Here is a 17,189-nt window from a genome sequence, read left to right on the forward strand (position 1 = left end):
CGGGCATGCATGAAAGTGTTAAGTATGATCGTCTTTCCCGCGCAGGCGGGAATTTTAATGCAACATACAAGCTTAACCAAAGCATTGCGATTCCTTATCGGGTTAATCATGGCGATATCACATATCTATTCCCTATCATAAACTGCTACATCTGGCAGTTTATCCACAACTTCCTGTTTATTGAGTTTAGTACCATTTAGCTCCAATAAGGTTGAACTGCCAGAAAGAGCCGGTTTAAAAGTTTTGCCATTAAAAGTGATTGGTAAATCGCCGTAATTAAATAAGGATCCAACCTTTTTATCCGAAATTTGCAATGAAGCTTTTTTATTGCCATCTAACTGAGCCTGGATATCCCAATCACCCACCTGCATGTGGTAAAGTCCATTTGCTGATGAAATTGTTTTAATTACTTCTGTTTTGCCATCTTTAACCTGGATGAGTGTTAAAAACCTAAATTTTTGTGCTGGTATAGAAGTAATACCAGCATGCCATTGATCTACGAAATCTTTAATTTTTCCCTCATCGTTGGTTACCTTGTTCCAGTTTACCGCAGCCTCGTAAAACTTGTTGTGCACGTTTAACTGTAAAGCACTGTTTGCAAATACAGTTGCGTTAACATTGCCCAAATCGGTTTTTAAGGCAAAGCATTGTTGGTTGCTATTATTGTGCTGCAAGGCTTCGATAGTGTAATAAGGAGCATGGAACTGGGTAGTCCATTTTACGGGTTTATTGGCCTCAAGTTCATCATAGAGCACAATGTAGCCACCGGCTAATTGCAGCATATGCCTGCGGTAAAGGGATACGCCGCTTTCGCCATAGCCGTTGGCCTTATTTGGTATAACGTTAATTTGCTTAAATCTATCCAGCCAGAAATCGCTTTTAATTTCGCCATAAGCATTGCTTGCATCACCAAGGGCGTATTGAATGTGATTGCCAGTAATGGCCCTTGCAATCCAACCGTAACCTTCTTCTCCGATTTTTTGATTTAAACTATCGGCCAGGATGGTGTTATAAGCTTTTGATGTACGGTAATACAGTAAATTATGTTTATCGCTAAAGTTGCTGTAATAACCACTTCCACCAAATAAAACTTTTCCTTTATAATTAATGGTAAATGCATTTTGGGAGGCATGTCCATGACCTGATGAGCCAAACGGACTACTGAATAAATAACTACTTAAGCTTTTATTGGCATTTGCTAAATCTTCGTGCATGGCCACTACCCCAACATCGGCAAAATTACGGCTTTTAGGCAGTTTAGCAGGCGATAATGTGCTAACTTGCTGATTTGGTTTGTAATTGAGCAGGCGGAACAATAAATAATCGTCTGTTCCATGGAAATAATCAGGGTTATCGTTTTTAATTTTACTTACATACCAGTTGAGGTATTGGTTATTCATCTTAAAAATAAGCGCATCGGCAAACCAGGCTTCGCCCTTTACAACGGTTGGAATATTCTCCCACATATCGCCGATTGCTGTAGATGCCGAACCATTTGGATGTGTATAAAGCATATAATAGGGCAGGTTTTGCATCCATGGCAATTTAAAATAATCAACGCCGCTAAAATCGCCGAACATTTGTGAAAGGTAAATGATCGATTTAAAATTTACCCTGAAATAGCCGTTGCCTTCGTGCCAGCCGCCATCTGTTGTGCCCAAAACCGGGAAACGTGCCGACCATACTTCATACATATAGGTAAGCCATTCTTTGGCTTCGGGTACTTCATTAATTACCGATACGGTGGCAATGGCGAGGTTGCGCAAGGTGATTTGCCAAACATGATTATCACTCACATGCAATTCGAAACGATTTGGTAAATGATCATACACCCTTCTGGCCCTTATGGTAATGATGTTTTTAAACAATTCTTTTTCTTCCGCATTTAAAACAGTATAACCTGCGTCGTAAAACCATCCCAGGGCTTCCAATACTGCTCCGCTGGTAAAATCATCCCCGGTTGCCAGTCCGTTGGGATTCATTTTTGCAATATTTAATGCCCTTCGTTTAGCGTCAAGAATAAAGCGTTTATCTTTAGTCAGTTGATAAGCAATGCAAAGGTTACGCACAGGAGTACCCACTGCATCGCCAAAGCCATGGTACATCCGCTCAATAATGATTTTCTTTTCTCTATCATTTTTGCCCGTGGTATCAATTATCCTTTGCGGTTTTTCAACAGGTAAAGGCTCTTTCATTAATTTTTCTGCAAAGGCTATAAACTTTTTTGCCTCAGGATTTTGTAGGTTATTGCGGTAAAAAGCTTCGCCGTTCCGGTTCATATCCCATAACAATGGGTGTGAACCCTGATTGCGTTTTAAAACCTCACTTACCGCCGGAGATACTTTTTGGTTGGCATATTTTGCATCAACCACGAAATTGTACACTGGCGACCAGGCCCATTTGCCGGTATTTTTTAATGCATAACCATATTTCCAATACCATTTACCGGCTTTTAAAGCTTTATGTAGCGGGTATACTGCCCAACGTTGCTCGGCACTTTCTGTTAAATTATTTTTAAAATCCTTATCACTGGCCAATAAAACTTTGTAGCGTACATTGCCAATATTCGGATCTTCGGGCACCTCACTTCCACTTTCCATTGGCTTTACCATATTTTTACCATTGGTACCCGGCCAAAGCAAAGCTGGGGCATTAGTAGGCACAATAATGCCGTGGGCCGGATAAGGCCATTCGCGCACCCTCGAATGCAGTTTTTCTGCAGTTAACTTAATCACGCCTGGTTGCTGCTGGGCAAAGATGTGGAGTGAGAGTAATGATAAGGTTAGGGTGAATATTTTCTTCATCAGTTATGTGCTGCGTATATCTGTTTTCTTTGATTTTGTTTTGTTGAGCGGGTAGATGATCTTTTTTCGTTCTTTCTATTAGATTTCTAAACTACGCTGCACCCGATAGCTATCGGATCCGCTGGAAATGACGCAATACGGGATTTTCTTACAAACCAGCAGTAAACTTATCACCATTTGCTTTACACCAAAGTTTTAAATATTGGCGCATGGCAATTAATTTTATTTTATAAGTGGTATTTACGGCAAGGTTATTCATTTCACCAGGATCTTTACTTAGATCGAACAATTGCTCTTTAATATCGCCTTTATTATAAACTATATACTTAAAATTTTTGGTTATAACTGCCCGACCGCCGATACCCAATAGCGTTTCATTATCGGCAAAATCTGTTTCAATAACCAGGGTATCGCGCAGGTTTTTACCAGGCTCGGTTAATCTTTTACTAATATCAATCCCTTTAAGGTAATTCGGTTTTTGCACACCTGTTAATCCACAAATGGTTGGGATAATATCTGTTCCGTTACATACGAGCATATCATCTGTACGGCCTTTCCATGCGCCAATTTTTGAAATGATAAAAGGAACTTTAGCCGCCTCTTCGTATAAAATCTGTTTCTGGTTCCAGCTGTGCCCTGCATAACCATCGCCATGATCGGCAGTGAAAATGATAATTGTATTTTTTTCTACACCATATTTTTTCAGTGAGGCCATCACCATTTCGATGTAATGGTCTACTTTTTCTACCAAACGGTTGTAGGCCCAACGGTATTGCCGCCATTGATCAGCATTCCAGTTTACACTTGGGTAAGTGCGCAGACTTACCTTTTGCTGCTCACGCACAATTTTTGGTTCATTTGCAGGAATTTTCCAATTGGCAGGTAATGGCGGACATTGATCTGCTGGCGGTGCATCAGCTAAAATATCCATCTTTAAAGTTTCGCCTCTGGCCCACTCGCAAATATCATGAGGGTTTAAAAAAGAGGCCACCAATAAAAAAGGTTTGTCTTTATTTTCTTTTATAAAACTAGCACAATAGGCTGGCGTAGCTGCATCATTATAATCTAAGAAATTGGTATTCTGAATGTATTCAAAACCATGCTGATTTACTTTTGTAGTGGGCACTGGAAGGTGCCATTTACCAACATAACCTGTTTGATAACCCCCATTATGAAAAATTTTGCCCATCATGAGTAAACTATCCGGCCATTGTCCGTCTTTTTCCGGAGCATTACCTGTAAAACCAGTCTCGAAAGGCATTTTCCCGCTAAAAATAGCCGTGCGCGAGGGGGTGCATAAAGGCTGTGCACAATATGCTTTGGTAAACCTCACACCGTTTTTTGCAAGCTTATCCATAGCTGGGGTATGCAGGTATTGGTTACCGGCATTCCCCATTGCTTCGGCCGTTTGCTGATCGCTCATAATGATTAAAATATTGGGCTTATCTGCATTTTGTGCAATCACTTTGAAAGCGATGGCATTTAGCGTAACAAAACACAGAAAGAAATATATTTTTTTCATTTATTCAGCATTTACATTAATACCCAGGGTTTTGCACCAATTTTGAATTGTAATCCCTCTCCCTTTGCGGAATCGGATACAATTCATTTTTACCATCTTTAAAATTTGTTCCGGCAATATACGGGTAATTGGCTCTGTAAGCTTTAAGTGCAGCTTCTGTGGCGCGCAAACTCGAACCTAATATGTTCCAGCGCATCAAATCATATTTTCTTAATCCTTCGAAACAAAGTTCAAGTGCCCTTTCATTTTTAACTGCGGTAAAAAAATCAGCTTTATTTAATCCCGTGGGGATTTGTGTTTCTGTAATTTCTGCTGTTGCCGTAGCACCTGTGCCACCGCCGCCTGTAATGGTTATTGTTGGCGCAGAAGTATAGTTTGCACCAAAGTTGGTTACTTTAATGCCTACCACGGCACCTGCGGTAACTGCACCGGTAGTTGGGTTAGTGGTTGCACTGGTAATTGCTGTAGCGGTAGCACCTGTACCCCCACCACCTGTAATGGTAACTGTAGGTGTGCTGGTGTAACCACTGCCTTGTACAGCCATTTTAACGTTTATAATTTTCTTACCAAAAACGTCGGCAGTAAACGCCCTCTTTCTTACCTGGTTAATGGCATCGTAAGCGGCGGCATTTGGGCCTTCGTTTAATTCGTTTTCGGCTTCTGCACGCATTAACAACACATCGGCATAACGCAATACCACGTAATTGATATCAGTATTGTTTAAATCTTTTGGTGGCAAAGCCTGATATTCTCTACGCCATTTACCTGGCGCAAAGTTATTGTCTGCAGCGGCTGCATACTCCAGAAATTGGCCCGCAGCATTGATCTGGTAAGTTGCTATGGAAACATCCCTACGCAAATCGCCAGAGGTGTACATATTTCTAAATAACGGCGTTGTTTTTACATATGAATTGGTACGGCCGTAAGTGCTGACTGCTGCTGATAAGGGTGCATTCCACTGCCCGATAACACTCGAATTTCCTAAACCGCCTGTTATGTTATAAAAGGCAACCTCGAACATGCTTTCGAAAGGGTCGATTTTTAACTGGCACTGGTTACGGAAAAACTGCTCATAACTTGGATTTAACGAATATAAATTGGCATCCATTATTTCTTTGGTCTGCTTTTGCGCAATGGCATAATAATCTTTATAATTCGCAGGTCTTTCCATCTGGCCATTTTGTTGCAGCGCATAGCCACCCGCAAACAAAGCTACGCGGGCAAGCATTCCCTTTACGCCTAATTTACTGATGCGTTCATCACTGGTTTTACCATCAGGCAACAACTCAATAGCCTCGGTCATATCTTTAATTACCTGCGTATACACTTCTGCAGTAGTGTTTTTAGCAATGCGCAATTCATCATCGGCATGTGTTGGCGTAAGTTTAAGGGGTACCGCACCGAATAACCTGGTTAATTCTGCATAATAAAACCCACGCAGAAACTTTGCTTCGCCCAAATACCTGTTTAAAGTTTTACGCTGCGATCCATCAATATAGATAGCCATCTGCGGAATTCGCTCAATTACCAGGTTTGCCCTGTTTACACCTTCATAATAGGTTTGCCAGGTAGATTGCATGTATACGGCTTCAGCTGTAATTACATAATGTGCAATGCCTCTGAAATCGGTTGTTAATACATCCCTAATCTGTGCAATATCGTTATCATTTTCATACAAAATTGAAGCATAAAAACCCAGGGTATTGCCATTGCTCATGCTTTCGTAAGCACCAAGTGTTGCCAGGTTGGCTTCATCAGTAGTGTTAAAAAACTGAGCTGCATTGAAAACAGATTTAGGCTCTTCGGTAAGTGTTTTTTTGCAAGCGGTTAAATTACTGAGCACAATTGCTACAGCTAAACATTTAAATAAGCCTGCGATATGGTATTTTAATTTCGTTTTCATAATCGGGTATTCTTTTATAATGAAACATTTAAACCAGCCACAAAGTACCTGCTGCGCGGATAGCCACCAAAATCTACACCTGGTGTTAAGCCACCATTTTTGTTTGTGCTCACCTCCGGATCGTAGCCTGAATAGGTATCGAATACTTGCAGGTTATAACCGGTTAGGTAAATCCGTACGTTGCTCAGCTTCAGTTTCGATATCCATGTTTTTGGCAAAGTGTAGCCCAGACTTACATTATTGATTCTTATAAAAGATGCATCTTCAATCATCTGGTCGATAAGGCGGGGCGTTGTGCCGTAACCATCATACCTTGGAATTGTTCTTCCTTTGTTTGCTTCGGCGAGTACAAGCGGAGTAGTGAGCGCGTTGCCGTTGGCATCAATTGTTGTCCAGCGATCTTTAAAATAAGCAAGGGTATTTACATTGGCACTTACGTTGGTGCTCATGTGCAACCTGTTGGCATTGTATACATCTCCGCCTGTAGCCCAGTTGATAAAAATACTGAGGTCGAAACCTTTGTAAGAGAACGTGTTGTTAAAACCGCCGATAAAATCAGGAATTCCATTTCCAAGTACGGTTCTATCAAGTGGGTTAATTATACCATCTCCGTTTAAATCAACAAGCTTTAAAAAGCCTGGCTGAGCAGCATAATTTACATCAGCAGGAATGCCTGGTTTAAGGGAATAAATATTGGTGGTAGGATTGTAATTAAAATCATTTACCTGGTAAACGCCGTTAGATCTGTAACCATACATTTGGCCCAATGCACCTCCTACCTGTACCAGGTAATCATTTTGGGCTGTCCAGCTGTTGCTTAACCTAAAATCTTCTCCATTGCTTAAGGCCAAAACCTTGTTTTTATTTACCGACATGGAAAGGGTACTGTTCCATAAAAAATTAGTGGTTCTTACATTTACAGTGTTTAATGTAAGTTCTAAACCTTTGTTGGATGTAGCTCCTATGTTTAAAAACTGACTGGCAAAACCACTGGTGTAAGGTATTTGAGTATTTAACAATAAATCTTTGGTACGGTTATCATAGGCTTCAATGGTAAGGGCAATTCTTTGTTTAAAGAAACCCAGATCTAAACCAATGTTAAAAGATTTGGTTGTTTCCCACTTTAAATCTTCGTTTTCGATATTGTTTGGATAAACGGTAATGTTGTTGAGGTTATTTAAGGGATAGTTACCTGTAGCAAGCTGACTAAGCATTAAATAATTGGGGATGCGGTTATTCCCCGATGTACCATAACTAAGGCGAACCTTTGCATCCGAAAGAAATTTAATATCCTTTAAAAAAGGTTCATTAATGGCTCTCCAGGCAAATGCCGCAGAAGGAAAATATCCCCACTTGTTGTTATCACCAAATTTTGAAGAACCATCTGCCCTTACGGTAGCATTAAAAAGGTATTTATCTTTGTAGGCATAACTTACACGCGAAAAGAAAGAAAGCATGCTTTCTGCTTCAGATATAGAAGTTGGAATACCGGGCGTTGTGCCCAAAGAAATATTATCCAAGCCCAAATTTACAACCGGAAACCGGCTGTTGCTGGCACTAAATGCTTCTCTGCTTGTATACAATTGCTCCTGACCAACCAATACGGAAACCTTATGGTTTTTATTAAACGTATTGTCATAAGTAACTGTGTTGCTATAGTTCCAACCGTTAATATCGGTTTGCGTTAATGAACCAAAGGCTCCCCCGCTTCTTTTGGCAAGTACCGAACGTGCATCGCTGAACAATTTATCTTTAGTTCCTGAAATACGGCCTGATACTAAGCCACGGTACGTAAAATGATCAGCAAAGTTGTAATCAATAGTTGTATTGAGGTTTAAAGTACGGTTAAAAGATTCCTTTTGTGTTGATTCTGCACTTGTTTTCGGGTTTTGCAGCGGAACGGCACTAACATCAACCGTGGGGTCGTTATCAAGCGTTGCGAAATCTTCATCGCTTAAACCAATGCCACCTGTAGGCCTGTACTGAAAAAAGCTGATCAGGGTATTAAAACGGTCGCTACCATCGCGTGTACCAAAACCAGTTGTTTTTTGGTCGCTGTAATTCACAATGGCACTTAGTTTTATTTTTTTATTGATATTGTGTAAAAGACTCAATTTGGCAACATTTTTTGTAGAACCACCTGGTTGTACAATGCCCTGATCGTTGTTATTGGAATAAAATAAATTAAACCGGGTTTCGCCCTGTCCGCCGGCAATACTAATTTTATGGTATTGTGTATTTACCCAATCGCCAAATATAATTTTCTGCCAGTTATTACCTGCTCGGTTATCGTAATTTGAATGGTAATTAGAAAATTTACCAAATGTGTTTTCTACCCCGGTTAAAAGTGCTGGGTTATTGAGAAACCGCTCGTACACGAGGATGTTAAAATCGTATGGATTAAGTACAGGGATAAATTTATTGGCCTTTTTTGCACCATAATACATATCGTACCCAATGGTTAACTTGCCTGGCTTTAATTGTTTGGTGGTAACTAAAATTACGCCATTTGCCCCTCTTGCTCCATAAATTGCGGTTGCAGAGGCATCTTTTAAAACATCGATGCTTTCTACATCACCAGGATCTAAAAAGTTTATTCCATCAGTTTGCGGCACCCCATCTATCACATAAAGCGGTTCGTTACTTTGCGTAATAGAGCCCCCGCCACGTAAGGTAATTGATGGACTCCCACCGGGCGAGCCATCATCAGCAGCAACCTGTAAACCGGCAACACGGCCAACCAGTGCCGAAGCTACGTTTTGCACAGGGCTTTTTGCAAGTTCTGCCCCCTTAACAGATGAAATGGCACCGGTAAGGTCTGACCTTTTTTGTGTACCATAACCCACCACTACAACTTCGTTAAGGTTATTCTCATCATCAACGAGTTTGATATCAATGGTGGTACGGTTTTTCACCAATTGTTCTACAGATTTAGAACCGAGGTAGGAAAACACGAGTGTTGCGTTCGATTTTACTTTAATCTGGTAGCTACCGTTGTTTGCTGATACTACTTTATTGGCTGTTCCTTTTTCAGTAATGGTTGTACCTGGCATGGGCTGGTTTCCACCATCGCGTACTACACCGTTTACTGTGATCACTTCTTGTGCATAAAGCATTTTGACAGTGAGAAACAATAAAAATATGAGTATGGTTCGTTTCATAATTCTTTATTTAAAGGGTTGCTACCTATATTATTTTAATTGAAATGCTGTTTTGATAAATATGTTGGCAGCTGTTTTTACGGTTGCAGTTAAAAGATATTCGTCAAAAGCCTCTGATGCGGCACCTGCTGTTAAACTGGTATTTCCGCTAATGCCTATAAGTTCAATCCCTGCTTGTATGGTTTTGGTTTCCCTGTTTACCAACCCGGTATCAATATCATATATTGGGTTTAGTGCGGCTATCATCGAGTCGTTGCCTGTTATTGGCAGTATATCTGTTCCATCGGCATCGTTTCTTCTAATACTTACCCATGGGCGCAGGTATTTAAGTGTAGCAATCTGCAATTTATTCACCATTATGCGCAGTTGTGCGGCATGACGGGCCTCTACCGTTTGTATCCTGGCTGCAGTAGCCAAATGAGCAGTGCCCATCAAGGTAATTAATTGGCCTTTGTAAGCACGTTCGCCCAAATCTTCCATTGCAACAGCTGTGCGTAAAAATGTGCTATAATTTGTAGTTACGTTTACATTGATCTTCGTATAATCAAAATTGGCATAAGGCATTAGCGCTCTTGGCGTGCCACCCAAATCGGTAACCGCTTTAGTTAAAACATTAATGTGTGCCTGTTCCTGATCGCGCAGGGTGGTTATGATCGGTTTATCGGTTGCGGGAATTAAAGTTGGCGTAGTAGTGAGTGCATTGTTGTAAAACTGAAATTGCATGTAGGCCAGCGCTAAAACCAGGTTGAGCGAATCAACCGTAGCAGTATTTGGGGTAGTTTGGCTATATGCTTTCTGAAAGGCGGTACCCATTGTTAAAGGCAGTACTGCTAAGGATACTTTTTTTCCGATATTGAAAAAGTGCTGCAATGCATTACGCCTTGGGCTCAATCTTTCATAAAGCTCACCTTCTACTTTTTCTATCTCGTTAAGGATATTTAAAACATTCATGTTGATTGTGATTTAAAGATTGATGATGGTCAATTTTGTTTTAATGTATTTTAATGCCTGCTCTAAAACTTTGCCTGGTGCTAAACTCACATCAAGGGCACTGCCTGCATCTGCACCAAGCGGGGCCAGTTCATTTAAATCAGCAAAACTCAATGCATCAATCTGGCTGCGTACATAAGCCGCATGGCGTGCTTCTACGGTAGCAATCTGACTTAAAATAAAGAGGTTATAATCATTTTTACATCTGCTAATGGCATCATTATAGGCTGCAACGCCTAAATCTTCGAAAGTTTTTGCTGTGTTGAGTACAGCTGTAGCATCGGCAAAATTAATACTCGAAAAATCTACAGTTAAATTTCCTATTGCAGTTGTGCCCAAAATTCTTTTGAAGAACTCACGATGTGCAATTTCGTGCAGTTTAATATCATTAAAGAATAAGATCTGTGTGGCAGTAAAGGAAGTTGGCAAACTTTCGGCGGCTTTAACATAAAATGCAGCTTCTAACTGTTCGAGTGCATAAATGTAATTTAGCAAACCTGCATCATCCTTAAAATCGATTGTATTATCGGTATTTACATAAGCTGCTTCAAATTCGGCAGGCTTATCTTTTTTACAGCCAATTAATCCAACTGCAATTGCAGATGCCCCTGTAAACTGTAAAAACTGCCTTCGCCGCATGCTTGCCGAAAAAGAATCTTTTTCAGCATTCGCTTCAGAATTACTTTTAGTCATTTTGTTAGTTGATTTATTATTTCGGTTATCTGCAAAATATCGAAGCCGGGTTTGGTTATTACCCTTAATCGATCGGTATTATTTGGTTATATCTGCAAAAGCTTTTCAGGTTTTGCCTAATGTGTGATGATTGTATAAGTATGGAGAGGAAAACTATCTCTACCATGTTTGTTCCACATCATTTAACGGAAACGAATTTAGCGTAAGCCAAATAAAAAGAGTTTTAAATTTGTTTAAAATACTATCAAATTTGAGTAAAACATCGATTTTATAGTTAATCGGCCATATTTTGACTAACAAAAAGAATTTTTATCACTTTATGATTAGTCCAAAAATATAGCATGATAAATAATACAATTTTAATATTAATGATATTTGGTAGGATAATTTATGGGTGATTAACAGCCTCAAACTGATATATCATTATTACTTACCTGGAAATAATACAGTTTTCAAATTTAAGATACAGCAAAAAAAAAGGTTGCTCATTTAAAATGAACAACCTTTTGATTATGTAAACGGTCTCTTGCTTTATAATAATTGTTTAACCAAAAAATTATTTTGCGACATAGTCAAATGCCTTAAATTTTTGAAAAACATTAGCAGCGCAGCCCAACAAACCTGCTTTGTTACCCAGGTTAGCTGCAACCACCAAACCACTGGCCAATGATATGGGTACAGCCAGGGTTTTAATCCTTCTTTCTATTTCCCTTACATAAAAAGCACCCGATTCGCTTATACCGCCACCAATTACAATTTTTTGCGGACTAAAAATATTCACAAAACTGATAATTCCTGTTGCAAGGTAATCGAAATGCGATTCCATTGCTTCTACAGCATGTTCTTCCCTGGCGTGATATTTTTCTACCATGTATTTACCATCAATTTCTTCTGGTGGGTTGGGGTGAATGGATTTATAATGGTTAAGTAAGGCCGTAACCGAGGCATAAGCTTCTAAACAGCCGCGGCCACCACAGGCACAAGCTACACCTTTATGCTCTACCACAATATGGCCAAGCTCGGTCCCTCTGTTTCTAAATCCGCCATAAAGTTTATTATCAATCATTACGGCACCGCCAATTCCTGTACCCACGGTAAGAAAAACAACATCGCTACAATTTTTCGCGGCACCATAGGTCATTTCGCCAAGTCCCATTAAATTGGCATCGTTATCCATTACAATATTATACCGTGTTACTTCCTGCAAAATTTCGCCTAAAGCCAATTGTTTAAAGCCAGGTAGATTATCTGCTCCGGCAATAATTTTATTGTTGTAGATAATTCCGGGGAAACCGATGCCTACACCTAGAATAGGGTTTTTAAACTTTTTAGCACAGGTATTAATTGCTTCTACAATAAGGGCAATGATTGCGCCCTGTGTTTTCGCATTTTTTAGCGATACAATAATGGAATATAAAATTTCGCCATTTTGGTTTACCACTCCACATTTTAGTGAAGAGCCACCAACATCAATTCCGATTGCATATGATTGTTCCACGTTGAAATTATTTAAATTAACCATATACCGAACCTAGTTTAAATGTTTTTTGCATTGCTTTAAAAGGATGTGTTTGTTTTGTATGAATTTAGCATCTAAATATAAGCTAAAAATAGTACCTCTGATGTGTTTGAGCCTTAGATTTCAGCCTAAAACCTTTAAATATTGATTAATAATTAAAATCAAAGCGGAATAATGACATCTTATTAGTTTTTCACCACAGATTTACAGTTTAGTTTGCCATGGAGACACGGAAAGCACGGAGAATTACATCGTCCTCGTTTGTAACGAGGATGTACGAGTAAAGCGATTTTATCGCTCTTAAAGGAATTATTTTCGCATTGCAAATGCGTACCTAAAAAATCCTAAGTTTCAGATATAAGTTTATCATCCTGAGGGATAATTTATTATATAAAATCAATATGAGTAACATGATTTTAAAGGATATCCTATGGCTATCGTCATTGCGAGAAGGCTTTTTCAGCCGACGAAGCAATCTTTTTGGCAAGGCTCACTAGCATGAAAGATTGCTTCGTACCTAGCAATGACGACCGCTTTATTGAAGCCTTTTAATTGTAGCTGAGTCGAAGGACCTTCACCACAGATTTACAGCTAAGTTTGCCACGGAAACTCGGAAAGCACGGAGAACTACATCGTCCTCGTTTGTAACGAGGATGTACGAGTAAAGCGATTTTATCGCTCTTAAAGGAATTATTTTCGCATTGCAAATGCGTACCTAAAAAATCCGGATATATGTTTGTCATCCTGAGGGATAATTTATTGTATAAAGCCAATATGAATAACATGATCTTAAGGGATATTCTATGGCTATCGTCATTGCTGTAAGGGTTTAGTAATTCGGTAACAGAATTACTAAACCCTTACAATTGCGAGAAAGCTTTTTTCAGCCGACGAAGCAATCTTCATGGCAAAGCAGTCAAACATGTAATAAACTTTCTCATTGGAGATAAGTTTGCGTGAGGGATAGCAGCGGAAAGCCCGCATCCCGATCCCTTCATCGGGAGAGGACTTGCAGCGAATAGCCCGACCCTTGCGCAGCATGGGGCACGCCCAAATTATAACCATCACATAAGGCGTACACATAATTGATCCACCTGCTATAAATCTGAAATACCAGCTTTAAAACAATCCATTAACCAAATTCAAAATATTTCTGATAATAATCAAAAGTGTTTCTGTTTCTCCCCCACTAACTTCACTCCACAAAACAATTATCGAAAGAACCTAACGAACACATGATGAAAAAAGCTTTTTGCTTAGTTTGGCTCACGGCCGCGATGATACTAAACTGTTATGCCTGGCCGATACCACAAAACCCAGCCCCGCAATGGCTCAAAAATGCAACGGATGTAATTGAATTTCAGCTAAATAAGGCTGCCAATACTTATAAACCCGGACAAAACCCACGTTCTATTAATCCAAATGGTACAGTAAGGACAGCCGGTGTAACCGATTGGACAACCGGGTTTTTTCCGGGCAGTTTATGGTATGGATATGAGCTTACGGGCGATAAAAACCTTGCCCAACAAGCCAGGAAATTTACCCTAGCGCTTGATACCGTGCGTAACATTACCAGCTCACATGATTTAGGTTTTATGCTTTACTGTTCGTATGGCAATGCCTTTAGAATAACCGCAGATAAAAACTATTTGCCAGCGTTGGCCGATGGTGCACAACATTTATACAACCGATTTAACCCAAAGGTTGGGGTAATAAAATCGTGGGATTTTTCGTGGTGGCATTACCCTGTAATTATTGACAATATGATGAACCTCGAATATTTGTATTGGGCGGGTAAAGAATTTAAAAAGCCAGATTATATTATTGCGGCGAGTACGCATGCCAGCACAACGATGAAAAACCATTTCAGGCCTGATTTTAGCTCGTACCATGTGGTTGATTACGACCCTAACACTGGTAAGGTACTGGCTAAAAGAACCCATCAGGGGGTTACAGACGAATCGGCCTGGGCCCGTGGGCAAGGCTGGGGATTGTATGGCTATACCATGTGTTATGCCAATACTAAAAACACCGCATTTTTAACCCAGGCAGAAAATATTGCCAAATTTATTATGAACCACCCACGCATGCCAAAAGATAAAATTCCGGTGTGGGATTTCGACGTACATAATGCAATGGACACCGCAGAACGCGCGCCAAGAGATGCCTCTGCAGCAGCAGTAATTGCATCGGCCCTGCTGGATTTAAGCACACAGGTTAAAGACGGTAAAAAATATGTTGATTATGCGGAAGAAATACTTAAATCACTTTCTTCTGAAGCGTATTTAGCCAAACAGGGTGAAAATAAATATTTTTTACTGAAACACAGTGTAGGTGCATTTTTATACAATTCGGAGATTGATACGCCGTTAGATTATGCCGACTATTATTACCTGGAAGCCTTAAAACGTTATGTAGCCATTAAAAAAATAGATTTAAAAGATTTAGCTAAATCTTAATTTTTTAATCTTGCAGAGTTAAATCTGAAGCTTACCATAACATATTACACAGAAGAAATTAAACGAAATTTAAAACACAATAAATGAGCTTTAAAAAAAATATATTGCTTTACATGTTGATGTGCATTTCATTATTTGCCACAGCACAAGATATACCGATTACAAAAGCAAGTTTTGACGCAATTAATTTGGCTTACCCGGGTTTGGAAAAAGTAAACAAACTCTTTAACGCCGGCGAATATAACGATGCGGCCAATGCTCTTTTAACCTATTACCGTAACCGGAAAAATATTAAACACCCTGATTTTAATGTAGGTGATGAAGCGCGTTTTAGAGGAAAAGATATTGGTAAAGCCAACCAGGTAAAAGCAGATAACGCGTTGGAACATAAATTTCAGCCACAAAAAGGTTATGGGTATTACGATTACGGGAAGGATATAAACTGGGATTTTTGGCCTGTGAAAGACAATGAAGTACGCTGGCAGTTGCACCGTGTTACCTGGTGGCAACCAATGGGCATGGCCTACCGCAGCAGTGCTGATGAAAAATATGCCAAAGAATGGATTTTTCAGTTCAGAGATTGGGCAAATAAAAACCCGTTGGGTAAATCAAAAGATAACGACAGTTTTGCCTGGCGCCCTCTAGAAGTTTCGGAAAGGATACAAAGCTTACCCGGTACCTTTAATTTATTTGTAAGCTCGCCCAACTTTACCCCTTCATTTTTATTGGAATTTTTAAACCTGTTTAACCAGCAGACTGATTACATCCCTAAAAACTACAGTACCGAGGGCAATCATTTATTGTTTGAGGCACAAAGGGTTTTAGGATCGGGCAGTATTTTTCCGGAACTTAAACAGGCTGCGGCATGGCGTAAAAGTGGTATTGAAGTGCTTAACCGCGAAATTAAAAAGCAGGTTTATCCGGATGGTATGCAGTGGGAACTTTCGCCAACTTACCATGTTGCCACCATCGATATTTTTCTTAAAGCTTACAACGCTGCTAAACTGGCCGGCGCAGAAAAAGAATTTCCGGAGAGTTATATTAAAACAGTAGAAAACATGGTAATAGCGACAGCAAATATCTCTTTTCCTGATTATAACAACCCAATGTTCGGCGATTCGTGGCCGGTTGAAAAATCATCAAGAATTAAGGCATTTGCTGCATGGGCAAAAACTTTCCCACAAAATGAAGAGATTAAATACTTTGCAACAGATGGCGCAGCAGGCGCTTTGCCGAATTATTTATCGCATGGATTAACCTCTTCTGGTTTTTACACTTTTAGAAACGGTTGGAACGATAAATCAACTGTAATGATTTTAAAAGCAAGTCAGCCTGGAGAGTTTCATGCCCAACCCGATAACGGCACTTTTGAGCTTTGGGTAAAAGGCAGAAATTTTACACCTGATGCCGGCTGTTATTTATACAGCGGTGATGCAGAAGTAACCAAGAAAAGGAATTGGTACCGCCAAAGCCGCGTGCACAGTACACTTACCCTTGATAACCAAAATATGGTGATTACAAAAGCACAACAAAATAAATGGTTTACCGCTTTAAACAAACCCTCAAACAATGGAGAAGGCGCAGGGAAAATGGATATTTTAACCTATACCAATCCAAGTTACCAGGATTTAAATCATCAGCGCAGCGTGTTATTTATTGATCAGAAATATTTTCTCATCATCGATCAGGCTATTGGGAAAGCTACCGGTAACCTGGGCGTTCACTTCCAATTGAAGGAAGACAGTAAACCTGTTTTTGATAAGGCTAAAAACAAGGTTTACAGTACCTATAGCGACGGAAATAACTTATTGATTCAATCGCTGAATGCGGATAAAATTACCCTGAACGAAGAAGAAGGCAAAGTTTCTTATATCTACAACCAGGAAATTCCACGACCGGCTTTTGTATTTGAAAAACCTAAGCGCGACAACAAAACGCAAAATTTTATATCGATAGTTTATCCTTTTGAGGGTAGTAAAGCACCAGAAGTTGCTATTACAGAAAATACAGGCAACAGTTTAGAAAAAGGCGAAATTAACCTTACCCTCACCATCGATGGCATTAAGCGTGCTGTAAAAACATCTTTAATTAAATAGCATAAAAACCAATTTAGTTTCCCTACAGATTTTGATCTTTTG

The 17,189-nt window shown here is 39.7% G+C and carries 9 protein-coding genes; 2 read left to right on the top strand and 7 right to left on the bottom strand.

Translation table 11 applies throughout. From position 1 onward, the window contains the following. Window positions 1-125: 125 nt before the first annotated feature. The 7 genes from ASE74_RS06770 to ASE74_RS06800 form a co-directional block, all read right to left on the bottom strand. The gene (locus ASE74_RS06770; protein WP_055906084.1) at window positions 126-2,804 is read right to left on the bottom strand and encodes a DUF4962 domain-containing protein; all 2,679 of its coding nucleotides are present in this window, start codon (window positions 2,802-2,804) and stop codon (window positions 126-128) included. Window positions 2,805-2,952: 148 nt separating this feature from the next. Further along, window positions 2,953-4,326, bottom strand: a complete 1,374-nt coding sequence (locus ASE74_RS06775; RefSeq protein ID WP_055906087.1) for a sulfatase — start codon at window positions 4,324-4,326, stop codon at window positions 2,953-2,955. 16 nt (window positions 4,327-4,342) lie between these two features. After that, window positions 4,343-6,229 (bottom strand): RagB/SusD family nutrient uptake outer membrane protein, encoded by a 1,887-nt coding sequence (locus tag ASE74_RS06780; RefSeq protein WP_055906090.1) that lies wholly within the window; start codon window positions 6,227-6,229, stop codon window positions 4,343-4,345. Between the two features lie 14 nt (window positions 6,230-6,243). Continuing rightward, window positions 6,244-9,390 (bottom strand): TonB-dependent receptor, encoded by a 3,147-nt coding sequence (locus ASE74_RS06785; protein ID WP_055906093.1) that lies wholly within the window; start codon window positions 9,388-9,390, stop codon window positions 6,244-6,246. A gap of 30 nt (window positions 9,391-9,420) precedes the next feature. Continuing rightward, the gene (locus tag ASE74_RS06790) at window positions 9,421-10,341 is read right to left on the bottom strand and encodes a ferritin-like domain-containing protein (RefSeq protein WP_055906097.1); all 921 of its coding nucleotides are present in this window, start codon (window positions 10,339-10,341) and stop codon (window positions 9,421-9,423) included. Between the two features lie 12 nt (window positions 10,342-10,353). After that, on the bottom strand, window positions 10,354-11,073 hold the full coding sequence (locus ASE74_RS06795) for a ferritin-like domain-containing protein (protein ID WP_055906101.1): 720 nt from the start codon (window positions 11,071-11,073) through the stop codon (window positions 10,354-10,356). Window positions 11,074-11,629: 556 nt separating this feature from the next. Next, entirely contained in the window at window positions 11,630-12,571 is a 942-nt protein-coding gene (locus ASE74_RS06800; RefSeq protein WP_235526022.1) for an ROK family protein, read from the bottom strand. Window positions 12,572-13,827: 1,256 nt separating this feature from the next. Here ASE74_RS06800 and ASE74_RS06805 point away from each other — a divergent pair. Together ASE74_RS06805 and hepC are read left to right on the top strand one after the other, a co-directional pair. Further along, on the top strand, window positions 13,828-15,051 hold the full coding sequence (locus tag ASE74_RS06805) for a glycoside hydrolase family 88 protein (protein WP_369800135.1): 1,224 nt from the start codon (window positions 13,828-13,830) through the stop codon (window positions 15,049-15,051). 83 nt (window positions 15,052-15,134) lie between these two features. Continuing rightward, window positions 15,135-17,147 carry a heparin-sulfate lyase HepC gene (gene hepC / locus ASE74_RS06810; RefSeq protein WP_055906110.1) on the top strand — a complete coding sequence of 671 codons (2,013 nt, stop codon included), beginning with the start codon at window positions 15,135-15,137 and terminating at the stop codon, window positions 17,145-17,147. The last annotated feature ends 42 nt before the right edge of the window (window positions 17,148-17,189 follow it).

Source organism: Pedobacter sp. Leaf216, assembly GCF_001421515.1.
GTDB lineage: Bacteria > Bacteroidota > Bacteroidia > Sphingobacteriales > Sphingobacteriaceae > Pedobacter.

Excerpts from the sequence above, each read along its gene's own strand:
- ASE74_RS06770 (WP_055906084.1), bottom strand. The coding sequence starts at position 2,804 with ATGAAGAAAATATTCACCCTAACCTTATCATTACTCTCACTCCACATC.
- hepC (WP_055906110.1), top strand. The coding sequence starts at position 15,135 with ATGAGCTTTAAAAAAAATATATTGCTTTACATGTTGATGTGCATTTCA.
- ASE74_RS06785 (WP_055906093.1), bottom strand. The coding sequence starts at position 9,390 with ATGAAACGAACCATACTCATATTTTTATTGTTTCTCACTGTCAAAATG.
- ASE74_RS06780 (WP_055906090.1), bottom strand. The coding sequence starts at position 6,229 with ATGAAAACGAAATTAAAATACCATATCGCAGGCTTATTTAAATGTTTA.
- ASE74_RS06790 (WP_055906097.1), bottom strand. The coding sequence starts at position 10,341 with ATGAATGTTTTAAATATCCTTAACGAGATAGAAAAAGTAGAAGGTGAG.
- ASE74_RS06775 (WP_055906087.1), bottom strand. The coding sequence starts at position 4,326 with ATGAAAAAAATATATTTCTTTCTGTGTTTTGTTACGCTAAATGCCATC.
- ASE74_RS06795 (WP_055906101.1), bottom strand. The coding sequence starts at position 11,073 with ATGACTAAAAGTAATTCTGAAGCGAATGCTGAAAAAGATTCTTTTTCG.
- ASE74_RS06805 (WP_369800135.1), top strand. The coding sequence starts at position 13,828 with ATGATGAAAAAAGCTTTTTGCTTAGTTTGGCTCACGGCCGCGATGATA.